Source organism: Oerskovia sp. NPDC060287, from assembly GCF_042726775.1.
Lineage (GTDB): Bacteria > Actinomycetota > Actinomycetes > Actinomycetales > Cellulomonadaceae > Oerskovia > Oerskovia merdavium.
Window position 1 is genome coordinate 1 of the sequence record NZ_JBHXBO010000017.1, and the last position, 14,075, is coordinate 14,075.

The 14,075-nt window shown below is 74.0% G+C and carries 10 protein-coding genes; 4 read left to right on the plus strand and 6 right to left on the minus strand.

All coding sequences use genetic code 11. The annotated features are described in order from the left end of the window. Positions 1–64: 64 nt before the first annotated feature. Together ACFWFR_RS02935 and ACFWFR_RS02940 are read right to left on the minus strand one after the other, a co-directional pair. Positions 65–859 carry a PspA/IM30 family protein gene (locus ACFWFR_RS02935; RefSeq protein ID WP_191801991.1) on the minus strand — a complete coding sequence of 265 codons (795 nt, stop codon included), beginning with the start codon at positions 857–859 and terminating at the stop codon, positions 65–67. An 87-nt stretch (positions 860–946) separates the two neighbouring features. Next, positions 947–3,106, minus strand: coding sequence for a TPM domain-containing protein (locus ACFWFR_RS02940; RefSeq protein ID WP_377621075.1), 2,160 nt, complete (start codon positions 3,104–3,106; stop codon positions 947–949). 229 nt (positions 3,107–3,335) lie between these two features. On the opposite strand from ACFWFR_RS02940, the gene ACFWFR_RS02945 reads away from it, so the two are divergent. Then, positions 3,336–4,088, plus strand: coding sequence for a DUF5701 family protein (locus ACFWFR_RS02945; RefSeq protein WP_377621076.1), 753 nt, complete (start codon positions 3,336–3,338; stop codon positions 4,086–4,088). A gap of 71 nt (positions 4,089–4,159) precedes the next feature. Beyond that, the gene (locus ACFWFR_RS02950) at positions 4,160–4,654 is read left to right on the plus strand and encodes a GNAT family N-acetyltransferase (RefSeq protein ID WP_377621078.1); all 495 of its coding nucleotides are present in this window, start codon (positions 4,160–4,162) and stop codon (positions 4,652–4,654) included. Between the two features lie 327 nt (positions 4,655–4,981). Here the strand turns inward: ACFWFR_RS02950 and ACFWFR_RS02955 are convergent, their stop codons facing one another. The 3 genes from ACFWFR_RS02955 to ACFWFR_RS02965 all read right to left on the minus strand — a co-directional run bounded on the left by ACFWFR_RS02955 (position 4,982) and on the right by ACFWFR_RS02965 (position 10,267). Beyond that, on the minus strand, positions 4,982–6,649 hold the full coding sequence (locus ACFWFR_RS02955; RefSeq protein WP_191801988.1) for a DNA repair helicase XPB: 1,668 nt from the start codon (positions 6,647–6,649) through the stop codon (positions 4,982–4,984). A gap of 48 nt (positions 6,650–6,697) precedes the next feature. After that, a complete protein-coding gene (locus ACFWFR_RS02960) occupies positions 6,698–9,220 on the minus strand; it encodes a helicase-associated domain-containing protein (protein WP_377621079.1) in 2,523 nt (840 codons plus the stop codon). 84 nt (positions 9,221–9,304) lie between these two features. Next, complete coding sequence (locus ACFWFR_RS02965) at positions 9,305–10,267, minus strand: alpha/beta hydrolase family protein (RefSeq protein ID WP_377621080.1); 963 nt, start codon at positions 10,265–10,267, stop codon at positions 9,305–9,307. Between the two features lie 72 nt (positions 10,268–10,339). Between ACFWFR_RS02965 and ACFWFR_RS02970 the strand changes: the two genes are divergently transcribed. Further along, on the plus strand, positions 10,340–10,999 hold the full coding sequence (locus tag ACFWFR_RS02970) for a TetR/AcrR family transcriptional regulator (protein ID WP_377621082.1): 660 nt from the start codon (positions 10,340–10,342) through the stop codon (positions 10,997–10,999). A gap of 431 nt (positions 11,000–11,430) precedes the next feature. Here the strand turns inward: ACFWFR_RS02970 and ACFWFR_RS02975 are convergent, their stop codons facing one another. After that, complete coding sequence (locus tag ACFWFR_RS02975; RefSeq protein ID WP_377621083.1) at positions 11,431–13,416, minus strand: DUF3352 domain-containing protein; 1,986 nt, start codon at positions 13,414–13,416, stop codon at positions 11,431–11,433. 275 nt (positions 13,417–13,691) lie between these two features. Here ACFWFR_RS02975 and ACFWFR_RS02980 point away from each other — a divergent pair, with 275 nt between their 5' ends. Continuing rightward, a complete protein-coding gene (locus tag ACFWFR_RS02980; protein ID WP_056645398.1) occupies positions 13,692–14,075 on the plus strand; it encodes a cold-shock protein in 384 nt (127 codons plus the stop codon).

The window sequence follows — 14,075 nt, forward strand, 5'->3', positions numbered from 1 at the left end:
GACCTCGTGGTCACCGGCCGTCGCCGTGCGTGGGGTGCCCTGCCCCGTGCGAGCCGTCAGGCGCCTACCACTCGCTGGGCGCGTCCTGCGTGCCGGCCTCGATCGAGGTCACCGTCGTGGGAGAGATCTGCGGCGCGGGGGACGAGCCGCCGCTCTTGAGCGCCGCGAGCCGCGCCTCGATCTCGATGTTGGCCCCCGAGGTCTCGAGCTCCTCGAACTGCGCGTCGAGCGAGGACGCGGCGACCTCGGCCTGGCCGAGCGCCTTGGCCTCCTCGCGGCGCACCTTCTCCTCGAAGCGCGAGACCTCGCTCGTGGGGTCGAGGACGTTGATCGAGCTGATCGCCCCCTGGACGGTCTGCTGCGCCTCGGCGGACTTCTGCCGCGCGACCAGCGAGTCGCGCTTGGACTTGAGCTCGCCCAGCTTGTTCTTCATCTGCGCGAGCCCGGTCTTGAGCTTCTCGACCGTCTCGCGCTGCGAGGAGATGAGGGGCTCGGCCTGGCGGACCTCGCCCTCCGCGGAGATCTGCTTCTGGAGGGCGACCTTGGCGAGGTTGTCGAACTTGTCGGCGTTGGCCGAGTCGCCCGCGGACCGGTACTGGTCCGCGCGCGCGGACGCGGCCGCGGCCTTGTCGCCCCACTCGCGCACGGCGGCGACGTCCTCGTTGTAGTCCTGCTCGGCGAGGCGGAGGTTCCCGATGGTCTGCGCGACGGCCTGCTCGGCGTCGGCGATGCTGTTCGTGTAGTCGCGGACGAGCTGGTCCAGCATCTTCTGCGGGTCCTCGGCGCCGTCGAGGAGCGCGTTGATGTTCGCCTTGGCCAGCTGGGTGATGCGTCCGAAGATGCTCTGCTTCTCTGCCATCGGTCGTGCCTTCCTGCTCGTGGGTGCGTGTACGCGGTGCTGTCGCGACGACGTGGTGCGCGGGGGTGCGACCTGCGGGTCCGGCCCCTAGAACCGTCCTCCTCTGCTGGAGCGTCCGCCCGACGAACGGCCGCCGGACGAACCGCGCGAGGACCGGCCGGACGAACCGCCTCCGCCGAACCCGCCGCCGCCGAAGCCTCCGCCGAACCCCCCGCTCGAGCGACGGCCTCCGCCGCCTCCGCCGCGCAGGATCTGGTCGAGGAGGATGCCGCCGAGAACCATGCCGCCGACGTTGCTCCCGCCTCCCGAGCCGCCGCCGCCGAACATGCCGGGACCGTTCTGCTGCTGCTCCCACGCGGCCGCGTCGCGCTGGGCCAGCTGGGCTGCGGACTGGGCGAGGGAGTCGGCCTGCTGGGCCGTGGCGAGGGCGCGGACGGGATCGGTGGGCTGCAGGGCCCGTGCCTCGCCGAGGTAGCGGATGGCCTCGGAGAGCCGGGTCCGTGCCTCGGGCCCGACGGCGCCGCGCCGGGTCTCGATGAACGAGTTGGTCGCGCGGATCTGCGAGTCGACCCGGCCGAGGGTGTCGCGCAGCAGCGCGGACGCGCGCGCGGCCTGCTCGGCGCTCTCGCGGAACGGAGCGAGGGCCGCGTCGATCGCTGCCTCGGCGTCTGTGAGCCGACGCAGTGCCGCGAGCGGGTCGCCGCCGTTGCGTGCGGCCTGGGCGTCGGCCACGGCGGCCTGGGCCTCGGTGGACCGGGCGGTCACGGCCGGGTCGCCCGGGGCGAGGCGCGCAGCGTCGGCGATGTCCGCGGTGATCGAGGCGACGGCCACGTCGAGGCGCTTGCCGGCCTGGGCCAGGTCGCCGCCCGCGGAGTCGACCGCGTCGAGGAGCACGACGGCCTGCCCCACGGCGTTCTCGGCGGCGCGGGCGTGCGCGACGGCCGACGCTCGGTCCTTGCCCTCGAGGGCCTCGCGTCCTGCGGCGACGGCCTCGCGGGCGCCCGTGAGGAGCTGTGCGGCCTGGTCGGGGTTGGCCGCGACCGACGCGAGCGCGGCCTCGGGGTAGGTCGCGAAGAGTCCTGCGAGCGTGCTGCGGGCAGGGGCGATGCGGGCCTCGACCTCTCCGGCGCGACGCTCGACGGTGTCGAGCACCTCGGGGGCGCGGGACTGGAGGTCGCGCAGCTCGTCGAACTGGGCGGACTCGGCGTCGAGCGAGGCCGCGACCTCGCCGCACAACGTGATGATCTGGGCCATGAGGGAGCGCGAGACGGGCTCCGTCTCGGGGGTCTGGTCGTCGAGCTGCTGGCGCAGCGCGAACGCCTGCGAGACCTTCTGCTTGCCCGTCTCGAGCGCCGCCTGGAACTCCTTGGTCGCCTCGAGGCCGAACTGTGCCTGGGCGAAGCCGAGCTCCTGCTCGGAGGTCTTGATGGCGTCGTCGATCGCGACGAGGGCCGAGCTGGAGCGGCGGTTGAGCTCGTCGGTCGGGAGCTGCGAGAGCTCGTCGGCCTCGTCGGGACCGCCCGGCTGGGCGGCCGTGCCGCGGCGCTTGCGCAGGAGCGAGCGGACGACGAAGAAGCCTGCGATGACGAGCAGCCCCACGACGAGGACGATCAGCCAGCCGGACCCGCCCGACGACGACGAACCGGTCGCCTCGGTGCGCAGCGTGTTCGCGGCGACGATCGCGGACTGCGCCCACTCCTCCTGGCTGAGCTCGTCCTCGACCGCGGCCTGGACCTTGTCGAGAGAGGCGTCCGAGAGCCCGATGTTGTTGTCGGCCGAGAGGTCGTAGCGACGGTCTTCGGTCGCGACGGCGAGCAGGACGTCGTCCCGGCCCAGCCCTGACAGGTTGGCGGTCGCGGTGGCCCAGGTCTGGGCGTCCTGGCCGTCGAACGTGTCGACGTACACGACGTAGAGCTGGTACGGGGTGTCGGCCTCGAGGCGGTCCATCGCGGCCTCGACCTCGTCGGTCTGGCTCCCCAGGACCCCCTCGGGGTCGGTGATGCGGCCTGGGAGGTCGAGGGGTTGCGCGGCGGGCAGGCGGCTCGTGGTGGTGGCGGGCACGGTCGTCGTGACCGGCGCCGAGGCATCTGCCTGGCCGTGCCAGGTCGGTCCGGCGGCGACGGCGGGTGAGGCGAACGTCGCGAGTCCCAGTGCGCCGAGGGCGACCAGGGAGAGCCAGGTGCGCACCGCGGACCGGGGCGTGCGGGCAGGGCGAGAGGGCGCGGCTGTTTCGGACGACGAGGTCACCTCGTGATCCTTTCCCAGGGCGAGCAGACCCGCAATCGCGATTCCGGACACCGGTGGGCATTTCACCCGGCCTTCGTCGGAGGCCGGATCGGGGTGATCCGGACCTTTCAGGCGTTGCAGCCACCTCGGGTGGTGGGTGCTCGTCGTCGGGTGCCGGTCGGCACCGGAGGGGAATATTCGTACGGCGTACAGTGTTCTCCGAGCGTCACGCCCCCGACGAGAGGTCCTCATGACACCCCGCACGACGACGTCCTCGCCCGCTGCAGCCCCTTCCGTCCGGTCGCCCGACCCCACGACGCTGTCGTCCGGCACCCCGGGCGCGACCCCGTCCGCGCTCCTGCCCCTGCCGTCGCTGGCCGACCAGGCGGAGCGCTTGATCGCGCTCGGCGTCCACGACCTCGCCGGGCTGTCCGGGCGCGAGGTGCGTGACGCCGTCGGGCGCCTTGCGGCGAGCGTGCCCGACGGCGGATTGCTCGCCGTCCACCCGCGTCTCGCCGCACCGTCCGTCCTCGCGCCGCTGCTCCGGCTGGGGGACAAGGAAGGTTTCGTCGTGGTCGACATGGACGACGTGGACCGGTTCGAGCCCCTCGAAGGGCTCGAGCTGCCCGAGGAGGCGCTCTACGTGGTGACGGACGTCGAGCGTGGGGACGACATGGCGAACTGGTCCCCCGACGAGGCGCTGCCGGAGATCGTCCGGCGGGGGCGCACGCCCCTCGTCCTCAGCGAGGGGATCCACTGGGCCCTGCAGGCGCCCGACGTCGTGGCGCGCAACCACTGCTTCATGACGATCGGGTCGCGGCTCCGCAAGGACAAGGGGCGCCTCGACTCCCGCACGCCTGCGGTGTGGATCTCCAACGGCACGGGGCGCGACGGCAAGGAACGCCGCGGAGCGCCCAAGGTCGGCTGGTGCTGGGCGGGCAACCGTCACACGTGGCTCGGGTTCGCGTCGGGTGCGCGTCGCGTGGGTACCGAGGGGCGCTGAACCTCGCTGCCGGCCGACCCGCCCGAGGAAATGGCTGGCGACCGTGCGTCGGGGGGTGCCACGCTCGCGCCGTGACCACGACGATCAGGCCCTTCCAGCCCACCGACACCGAGCATCTGACGGATCTCTCGCTCCGCGCCTGGGAGCCGGTGTACGACGCGTGGCGCGCCCTCCTCGGTGAGGCGATCTACGCGCTCGCCTATCCGGACTGGCGCCGGATCCAGGCCGCGACGGTGCGCACGACGTGCGCCCAGCACGCCGCGACGACGCTCGTCGCGGAGGTCGACGGACAGGTCGTCGGGTTCGCCTCCGTGGTCCTGGGGGCGCACGACGCGGACGGCTTGCGGACCGGTGACCTCGAGCTCATCGCCGTCGACCCGTCGGCCCACCGGGCGGGAGTGGGACGCGCCCTCACCGACGCCTGCCTGGACCTGATGAGAGAAGCAGGGTGCGCGTACGCGAGCGTCTGGACCGGCGGCGACGACGGGCACGGCCCTGCGCGAGCCATGTACGAGGCGAGCGGATTCACGGCCCTGCCCCTCGTGCACTACTACCGAGAGCTCTGAGCTGCGGCGGGCCCGCCGCCCGACGGCGGAGCCTGCCCGTCGACCAGGAGCGCCCCCGGTGGGGTCTCGGGCATCGGAGGCAGGGCCGGGGGTGGGGTGTGTCGTTCGGGGAGCCACCACCATTGTGGTGGCTCCACGAACAACACACCCCTCCCCGGAGACCCGCGCCGGCGATCCGACCGCCGTGCCGGGCGGGTGCCGCGCTCCTGCGTCGCGGGCCCCCGCCCTCTGCTGCACGACGTCCAGGTCCTCTCAACCTGCGGTCGGACTGGTCGTCGTTCCGTGCCGGGCGGGTGCCGCGCTCCTGCGTCGCGGACCCCCCGCCCTCTACTGCACGACGTCCAGGTCCTCCGCGTCGACGATGCGGTACGCATACCCCTGCTCCGCCAGGAAGCGCTGCCGGTGCGCCGCGAAGTCCTGGTCCACGGTGTCGCGCGAGACCACGGCGTAGAAGTGCGCGGTACGACCGTCCTGCTTGGGTCGCATGATGCGTCCCAGGCGCTGCGCCTCCTCCTGGCGTGACCCGAACGACCCCGACACCTGGATCGCGACCGAGGCCTCGGGCAGGTCGATCGAGAAGTTCGCGACCTTCGACACGACGAGCCGGTTGATCTCCCCGGAGCGGAACGCCTCGAACAGGCGCTGACGCTCGCGCACCGTCGTGGCGCCCGTGATGACGGGCGCGTCGAGGTGCTCGCCGAGCTCCTCGAGCTGGTCGAGGTACTGGCCGATCACGAGGACCTGGTCGTCCGGGTGCGCGGCCGCGATCTGCTCGACGACCCGGTTCTTGCCCGGCGCCGTCGCGGCGAGCCGGTACTTGTCCTCGGGCTCTGCCGTCGCGTACGCCATGCGGTCACGGTCGGGGAGCGTGAGCCGCACCTCGACGCAGTCCGCGGGCGCGATGTAGCCCTGGGCCTCGATGTCCTTCCAGGGCGCGTCGTACCGCTTGGGTCCGATCAGGCTGAAGACCTCGTCCTCCCGACCGTCCTCGCGCACGAGCGTCGCGGTCAGGCCCAGGCGGCGGCGCGCCTGGAGGTCCGCCGTCATGCGGAAGATGGGGGCCGGCAGCAGGTGGACCTCGTCGTAGACCACGAGGCCCCAGTCGCGTGCGTCGAGCAGCTCGAGGTGCGTGTAGACGCCCTTCCGCTTGGTCGTGAGCACCTGGTACGTCGCGATCGTGACGGGCTTGATCTCCTTGCGGGCGCCCGAGTACTCGCCGATCTCGTCCTCGGTCAACGTCGTGCGCCGCACCAGCTCGTCACGCCACTGGCGCGCGCTCACGGTGTTGGTGACGAGGATCAGCGTCGTGGTCCCGGACTTCGCCATGGCCCCGGCCCCGACGATCGTCTTGCCCGCACCGCAGGGGAGCACGACGACGCCGCTGCCGCCGTGCCAGAACCCGTCGACGGCCTGCTGCTGGTAGGGGCGCATGGCCCAGGGCTTGTCCTCGTGCGCAGGGTCGGTCGGCGACAGGTCGATCGGGTGCTTCTCGCCGTCGACGTAGCCCGCGAGGTCCTCGGCGGGCCAGCCGAGCTTGAGCAGCACCTGCTTGAGGTGCCCGCGCTCGGACGGGTGCACCACCACGGAGTCGTCGCCCAGGCGCTCGCCGACGAGCCCCGCCGTCCGCTTGGACTTGAGGACCTCGGCGAGCACGGCCTTGTCGGTCGCCTGGAGCACCAGGCCGTGCGTGGGGTGCGCGACGAGCTGGAGCCGCCCGTAGCGCGACATGGTCTCCGCGACGTCGACGAGCAGCGCGTGCGGCACGGGGTAGCGGCTGTACTGGAGCAGGACGTTGACGACCTGCTCCGCGTCGTGGCCCGCGGCCCGTGCGTTCCACAGACCCAGCGGGGTGAGCCGGTAGGTGTGGACGTGCTCGGGAGCTCGTTCGAGCTCGGCGAACGGGGCGATGGCCCGGCGGGCGTCGCCGGAGAGCGGGTGATCGACCTCGAGCAGCAGCGACTTGTCGCTCTGCACGATCAGGGGGCCGTCGGCCATGTGCGTCCTTCCGGGTGGTGCGTCGTGTCGTGGCGCGGGTGGTGCGGGCTAGTCGTTCGGCGCCCCCGCGGAGGCGTCCGTGGAGGCGACGTCGCTCGTGTCGTCCTGGACGACGGTGGGCGCGGGGACGTCGGTGAAGACGCCCGCGATGCGGTGGACCGCGACGGTCAGCTCGGCGTCGCGCGCCGGGTCGAGGGCGCGCAGGCGCCCCCCTTCGAGGACCAGGGGCTTCACGCGGCGGCGGGTCGGCTGACCTGTCGGGTCGATCGTCTCGAGGACCACGTGGTCTCCCGCGTCGATCGCGTCGCGCAGGAGTCCCAACGCGGCAGGGGGTTCGGTTGTTCCGCGCGGCACGGGCGGAGCGGCCTCGCGGCTCGCCGACGCGGGTGGCGCGGCGAGCGCGGCGTCGTCGGCCGCGCGCAGGCGCGGGACGAGCTCGGCGTACCGCTCACGTCGGGCCGTGGTGTCCAGGGCGGCGCCGTCCCGCGCGGCCGTTCCCGGCCCGACGGCGGAGCGCCCCCGGGTGGCCGTGTCCAGCGGGCGTCGCCCGCCCACGCGAGAACGGACCGTCGACCGGACGCGCTCGGTGCGCACGACCCGCCCGTCGGGCCCCTCGACCATGGACGCGAGGCCGCGGTCGCGGAGGGCGGCCTGGAGCGTCGCGGCCGGCACGAGCGCGGCCAGGACCGTGGGGGCGACTCGGAACAGCGCGAGGTGGCGCAGCGCCGGGTCCTCGACGAGACCCGTGAGGAGCGCGGGGTCCTCGGCACGGACGTAGCTCGACGCCGTCCCGACGCGCAGCCTGCCGTGCCGCCGGGCGGTGTCGCGCACGAGGTAGTCGAGCGGCTGCGGGAGGGGCGTGCGCGAGTGCGCGGCGAGCTCGGTGAGCAGGTCCTCGGCGCTGCGGCCGGCGTCGAACGCCCGGGTCAGCGACTCGGGCGTGAACCGGACCGTGATCGCGGCCCCGCGCGACTCGACGTCCGCGGCGTCCTCGAGGAGCCGCTCGAGGGCCCCGCTCGGGCGCCCCGGCACGATCCCGGTGAGGTCGCCCTGGACGAGCAGCTCGTCGACCTCGGGCGGCAGGACCGACTCGAGGGCGTGCACGAGCGCAGTCTCCGGCGCGCTCACGGCGCCGTCGGGCACGGGGAGCAGGAGCGCGCGACCTGTCGGGGCGAGCGCGCCCACCCCCGTGACGCCCAGGAGCGCGGCCTCGCGGACCAGCCCCTCGACGGCCTGGGCCGGGGGAGTGGCGCGTGGCGATCCCCAGCGCAGGACCTCGAGCAGGTCCGCCGGGCCGAGCGCCTGCCCGGGACGGTCGGCGAGGGCCGAGAGGAGGTCGAACCGCAGGCGCGGGACCCACGGGCGGCTCAGGTCGGGTTCGAGGGCCGCGCGGAGGGTGCCGCGCTCGTCGCGGCTGCCGATGGTCCACGGCGTGCGCCCGGACGCGGCCCAGGCTGCGGCGAGCGCGGCCCAGCGGCTCGCGAGCGGCAGGTCGAGCCAGTCCTCGCCCGCGAGCGTCACGGTGAACGAGGGCGGGTCCTCGCCGTCGTCGACGACCAGGCCCGTCGCGAGCGCGAGCTCGGCCACGAACGCCGCGGTCGGTTCGTCGACCTCGAGCGTCGTCGCGAGACGACGCAGGTCCCGCACGCCCAGCCCGCCGGCGCGCAGCACGCTCGGGGGCGAGGCCTGCCACAGGGCGAGGAGGTGCGCGACGAGCCGGACCACGTCCTGGGCCGCGCGGGCCGCCTCGGCCGTGATGGTGTCCTCGGCGAAGTGCGGGGCGTCGGGCTGGGGCGGGTGCGCGGCCGTGCTCGCGTGCGTGCGCCCGCCGCGCAGCGTGAGCGCGACCTCGCGGGGCAGGACGACGTGGCGCTCGTCGGAGGCGAGGAGCAGGCGGTGGCGCAGGAGCCACGTCGTGGCCTCGCGGCCCACGGGGTCGGCGCGCGGCGCGACCCCGACGGGCGGCCCCCAGGTCAGGGCGTCGAGGATGCTCCGGGCCCCGGGGGGAGCGTCGGTGAGGAGGGCCTCGAGGGCGGTGGCCGCGTCGTCCGGCGCCACGCCCGACGGCGCGTGGCCGAGCGGAGAGGACGGGTCGGCGGGGCCGAGCCCGGCCGGGTAGGGGCCCAGGACCTCGGACAGGCCCGGGGCGACGGCCAGGTCGGTCGCGGCCGAGGGGTCCGAGGAGTCGGAGGTGCCCCGGTCCCACAGCAGGGCCCCCTCGAGCAGGTGCGCGACAGCGGCGCGGACGAGCGGGGCGTCGGCGGGCTCCGTGGCCAGGGCCGTGAGAAGACGGTCGATCGTGACGGGCGCGCGAGGAGCGGCCGGGGCGGAGGGCTGGTCCCCGAGGACCAGGACGGAGTCGAGCACCTGCAGCTCGAGGGCGTCGAGACGGGCGACGGCCCGGTCCAGGCTGGTACGGCTGGTGGCGCGTGCTGCGAGCGAACGCAGGGTCGACGGCGAAGGAGTGGCCAGGTCAGGGCGCTGCATCAGCAGCGCGACGAGTTGCTCGTCGCTGCGGGAGCGAAGAGCCTCGGGGAAGGTCCGGCGCGGAGCCGGAGGCGTTGAGGCCATTCGTCCGATGCTACGCGGGTCGGGGGTGCGCCTCACCCGGGTCCTCGAGGCGCGGATGGTCGCGGCGGTGCTGTGCCGCGGCGGTCACGCGCCGACCTGGGGCCGTGCGGAGCGTCGCGCGTCGACCGGTGTGCGCGGGGCGTGCGGATCGAGCGCCCGCGCCCCGACCTCGGCGACGTCGAGGGAGTCGACCGCGTCGAGCCCGCCCGTGACGAACGCGGTGAGGGCGTCGAGGGCGAGGTCGGACGAGAGGACCTTGGTGTGGCCGAACCCGGACGTGAGGACCAGGCGAGACCGGTCGCCGTGGGCAGCGTGCAGCCGCCGCGCGTCCAGGTCAGGCATCCGTCGGTCGCCGCGGTCGTGCACCACGAGGAGCTCGGTCGTCGCCGGCAACAGGTGGGTCACGGCGTCGTAGCGGGCTGAGGCGGAGGCCCGGTCCTCGCCGAGCCGGGCGAGGAAACGGGCCTCGACGTGGGTCAGCGTGCGGGCGTCCAGGCCCAGGTCGCGCCCGAACTGGGTGAGATACGGATCGGGGCTGCCCACGCCCGAGACGACCGCGACGCGTCGCGTCGGGACGGTCGAGCGGGCCGCGGTGAGTGCGGCCAGGGCGCCCAACGAGTGCCCGACGAGTGCGTGGAACGGGCCGTGGACGCGCTGCAGGGCCTCGGTCGCCGCGACCCAGTCGCGGATGTCGGCCGGACCGCCCGGAGACGTGCCGTGCGCCGGGGCGTCGAACGACACGACGTGGAAGCCCTCGGCGACGAGCTCGCGAACCAGGGGAGAGAGCTGGGACGCGCGCCCGCGCCACCCGTGGACCAGCAGCACCGTGCGCTCCCCGGACCCCCACCCGTAGCTCGTGAGCTCCCGGCCGCGGACGACGAGCGTTGCTCGCCGCGCGGTGTGGTGGGTGGACGTGTCGGCATCGCGCACGGGGATGCGGGGAGCGGTGACGAAGAAGGCTCGCAGCGCGAAGCGGCCGGCGAGCCCCGGGGAGACGGTGGCGACGGCGCGCACGCCGCGGCCGACCGCGCTGTTCAGGACGGGCATGTCTCCTCCAGATGAATGCGTACGATCGTTCGTTCTGTAGATTACGCGAACGATCGTTCGTACACTAGGGGGATGGCAGAACTCGCAGCCCTGGACGGTCGACGAGCCCGTGGTGACGCGTCACGGCGGGACGTGCTCGCACGCGCGACGGACCTCGCATCGGTCGAGGGGCTCGACGGACTGACGATCGGCCGCCTGGCCGAGGCGTCGGGCCGCAGCAAGAGCAGCATCGCCACGCTCTTCCACGGCAAGGAGGGTTTGCAGCTCGCGACCGTCGTCGCGGCACGGGAGATCTTCGTCGCGACCATCGTCGAGCCGGCGCGCACCGAGCCGAGGGGCCTGCGTCGCCTGGTCGTGCTGCTGCGGAACGCTCTCGTGTACTCGAGGGACAGGGTCTTCACGGGCGGCTGCTTCTTCGCCGCGACCGCGGCCGACGTCGACTCCAAGCCGGGTCCTGTGAACGCCGCTGTGCGGTCGGCGCTCGCGGACTGGTACGGCTACGTCGAGGCGCAGACGAGGGCGGCGGTGGCAGCGGGCGAGCTCGCGATCGACCAGGCCGAGGCCGAGGTCCTCGCGTTCGAGCTGCTGGCCCTCGACGAGGCCGCCAACTCGCGGTCCCTGCTGCTGGGGGACGACCGCCCCTACGCGCTCGCGGCGGCCGCGATGCGCGCCCGGCTGCTCGTCGCCGGGGCGGACCCCGAGCTGCTCGGCGTGCTGGATCTCGCGGGCTGAGCCTCGCGACGAGCCGGCTGATCGTGGGGCGGGCCTGGCGCGCTCGCGCTCGTCGACGCCGATCGACCCAGCGGGTTGAGCCTGGCTGTGAGCCCGCCAACCCGGGGCCTTGTCGAGGGGCGTTCGCCGAGCGAATCCCCGTCCTGCTCAGCGAACGCCAGTCCCGCCCACCGGAAAGCGCTGCGCAGACATCCCCTGTCCCGCGCTCGGCAACGGTGCCCGGTGCCCGGTGCCCGGTGCCCGGTGGTCGGCTGGTCCGACGAAACAGCCACTGCCGCCCGCGCTCCCAGGGATCGCCGTGCCCCTCGATCCGGGAGCACCGGGGCCGGCCACGAGGATCCCGTGACCGGCCGTCGATCTGCGCGGCGCGCTGTCGCGCTGTCGCGCTGGCGGGCGGCGACCTCACGGGCCGCCGGCCCGGCGCGCTGCGGTCAGTCGAAGCTGAGGCGCACGCTCGACAGGGCGTGCCCGCCGTCGACCCGGGTCGACACGCCGAAGGCCTGCAGGGGCTCGACGTAGGCGATCCACGAGTCGTCGCCACCCAGCGCGTCGATGTTGGCGCGGGCGATCTTCTCGATCGCGTCGATGTCGACGAACACCGCCGAGCCTGCCGACCTCGCGTCGGGCACGACGGTCGTGAACGCGGGCTTCGAGCCCAGCTTGCCGTCGGCGGCGAGCTGGGCCGCGTAGTCGTCGTTCGACGCGATCACGAGGCCGTCCTCGGTCGTGGCGCTCGAGAGCTTGTCGGCCCCGGCGTCCACGAGGATCGCGTCGATCCGACCCAGGAGGTCCTCGAGGGCCGCCTTGTCACCGATCGTGCGTGCTCCGAAGCTCACGTCTCCGGGACCCGTCACCGACGAGACGTCGTCGAGACCTGCGGAGTCGAGCGCGACGACGATCTGCTCGCCCAGGAGCGTCTTGAGGTCCTCGGGCAGCCTGATGTCGAACGACTTCTCGAGCTCGTCGACCGTCTCCTGGAAGCCGAGACCGCTGGGCAGCAGGTCGTCGTCGGACGTCTCCGAGTAGTCGTCCCCGAACAGGTCGTCCGTCAGGTAGTCGTCGCCGTAGAGGTCGTCGGTCCCCAGGTCGTCGGCACCCAGGCCCACGTCGGTCCCGGTGCACGACGACATGAAGGCCTCGTCGTAGGTCCTCTTGTACTCGGCCTCCTCCTCGGCCGTGAGGCCGAGCCCGGAGAAGTCGGCGGCGTACTCGGGCTGCGCGAGCAGCGCGGCGCACTCGGCCTCGGTCACCGTGGGCAGCACGGTCGTGCCGACCGGGTTCGAGGACAGCGACCAGTCGTCGTCGAGCAGGTCGCCGCCGCCCAGGCCGCCGAGGTCCTCCAGGCCGCCCAGCCCGCTGGAACCGAACGTGTCGGCGAGCGTGCTCAGCTGCTCCCACGCCTCGTCGATCGACGCCGGGTCGACCGTGCCCGCCGACGCGAACAGCGTGGTGTCGGGGAGCCCGGTCAGGAGAGAGGTCCCCGCACCATCGAGGGGCGTGAGGGTCGCGTCGTCGGCCCCGACCGCGAACGCGAGCTCGAGGTGGTCGGAGCCGGCGCGCAGCGCCCCCGAGACCGAGGTGACGCCGTCGAGCTCGGCGAGCGCCGCCGTCGTCTCCTCGGCGCCCCCCTGACCGGCGAGAGAGTCCTCCAGCAGGCCCTTGGTGCCCTGGACGTCAACCCAGAACGAGACCAGCCCGGCGTCGCCCAGGGCCTTCGTGTCCGCCACGAAGAGCGGGTCGTCCGCGAGCGAGGCCTTGTTCGCGGCGGCCGCGACGTCCGCGGCGGCGAGCGTCTCGGACGTGATGAGCGCGTACCCGTCGGTGAACGCGACCTGTGCGGGCTCGACGCCGTCCCCGCAGCCCAGCGCGGCCTCGATGGCCGTGCGGGCCGCCCCCTCGTCGGTCACCTGGAGGACCACGACGGGCTCGGGCTCGGCGCCGTCCTCAGCGGCCGGGAGGGACGCGAGCCCCGCACGCTGGCCCAGCCACGGCTCGACGTCGGCCGCGAAGTCGACCGTGCACCCGCTGCTCCCGGCGATCGCGTCGACCAGGAGCTCACGCAGGTCCGCGGTCTCGCTGAGGTCGACGTCGAGGTCCTTCGCGAGGTCCGGGAAGCGGTTCGCGAGGCGCAGGAGGTTGACCTTCTGGGTGGCCGACGGGTCCAGGTCGACACGCACGTAGGCGATCGCAGTGTCCGGGAGCGCGGCCTCGGGCTGCGCACCGCCGCCGTCGAGGGTCGTGTAGGCGAAGACCCCGCCGCCCACCAGGACGAGCGCGGCGGTCGCTGCGCCACCCAGGACCAGGCCCGTGCGCAGGCGCGAGGGCCTGACGGTTCCCGGGACGGGAGGAGGGGAGCCGGCAGGCTGCTGCCACGCCCCGGAGGGGTCGGCGGGCGGGAAGGTGGGCGGCGTGGTCATGACGAACCTCGTGTGTCGGGGGCGGCGCGTCCGGCGCTGCGGGGCCGGCGGTCGCCTGAAGGCTAGTGGAGCCGGACGGCGCGGCGCCGCCCCCTCCCATGGGGAGTTCTCCCCTCTGCGGAGGGTGCCCGCGGGGCCGTGCGGATCGCGGGCCGTCGCGTCGCGCGTTTCTCACCCGGAGCCCGCTCCCGGACGCGGCCGGGCGGATGCGACGGTCAGGGCGCGCGCCCGGTAACCTGAGAGTTCTGATTCCCACGAGCACAAACGAGGTTCACGTGCCCACCGGCAAGGTCAAGTGGTTCGACACCGAACGAGGGTTCGGCTTCATCGCCAGCGATGAGGGAGACGAGGTCTTCCTGCACGCTTCCGCGCTGCCCGACGGCGCTGCTGCGCCCAAGCCCGGTGCCCGGGTGGAGTTCGGTGTGGCCGACGGCCGCCGGGGCCCGCAGGCGCTCGCGATCAAGCTGCTCGACCCGGCGCCCTCGGTCGCCAAGGCGCAGCGTCGCCCCGCCGAGGAGCTCGGGGTCGCGATCGAGGACCTCATCAAGGTGATGGACCAGGTGGGCGGTTCGCTGCGCCGTGGCCGCTACCCGGACGCCGCCAAGGGAGCCCAGATCGCCCGGGTCCTGCGCGCTGTCGCCGACGACCTGGAGGCATGA

Bases quoted from the DNA above. Each gene is read 5' to 3' on its own strand.
- ACFWFR_RS02935 (WP_191801991.1), bottom strand. From the start codon at position 859: ATGGCAGAGAAGCAGAGCATCTTCGGACGCATCACCCAGCTGGCCAAG.
- ACFWFR_RS02945 (WP_377621076.1), top strand. From the start codon at position 3,336: ATGACACCCCGCACGACGACGTCCTCGCCCGCTGCAGCCCCTTCCGTC.
- ACFWFR_RS02955 (WP_191801988.1), bottom strand. From the start codon at position 6,649: ATGGCCGACGGCCCCCTGATCGTGCAGAGCGACAAGTCGCTGCTGCTC.
- ACFWFR_RS02960 (WP_377621079.1), bottom strand. From the start codon at position 9,220: ATGGCCTCAACGCCTCCGGCTCCGCGCCGGACCTTCCCCGAGGCTCTT.
- ACFWFR_RS02965 (WP_377621080.1), bottom strand. From the start codon at position 10,267: ATGCCCGTCCTGAACAGCGCGGTCGGCCGCGGCGTGCGCGCCGTCGCC.
- ACFWFR_RS02970 (WP_377621082.1), top strand. From the start codon at position 10,340: ATGGCAGAACTCGCAGCCCTGGACGGTCGACGAGCCCGTGGTGACGCG.
- ACFWFR_RS02975 (WP_377621083.1), bottom strand. From the start codon at position 13,416: ATGACCACGCCGCCCACCTTCCCGCCCGCCGACCCCTCCGGGGCGTGG.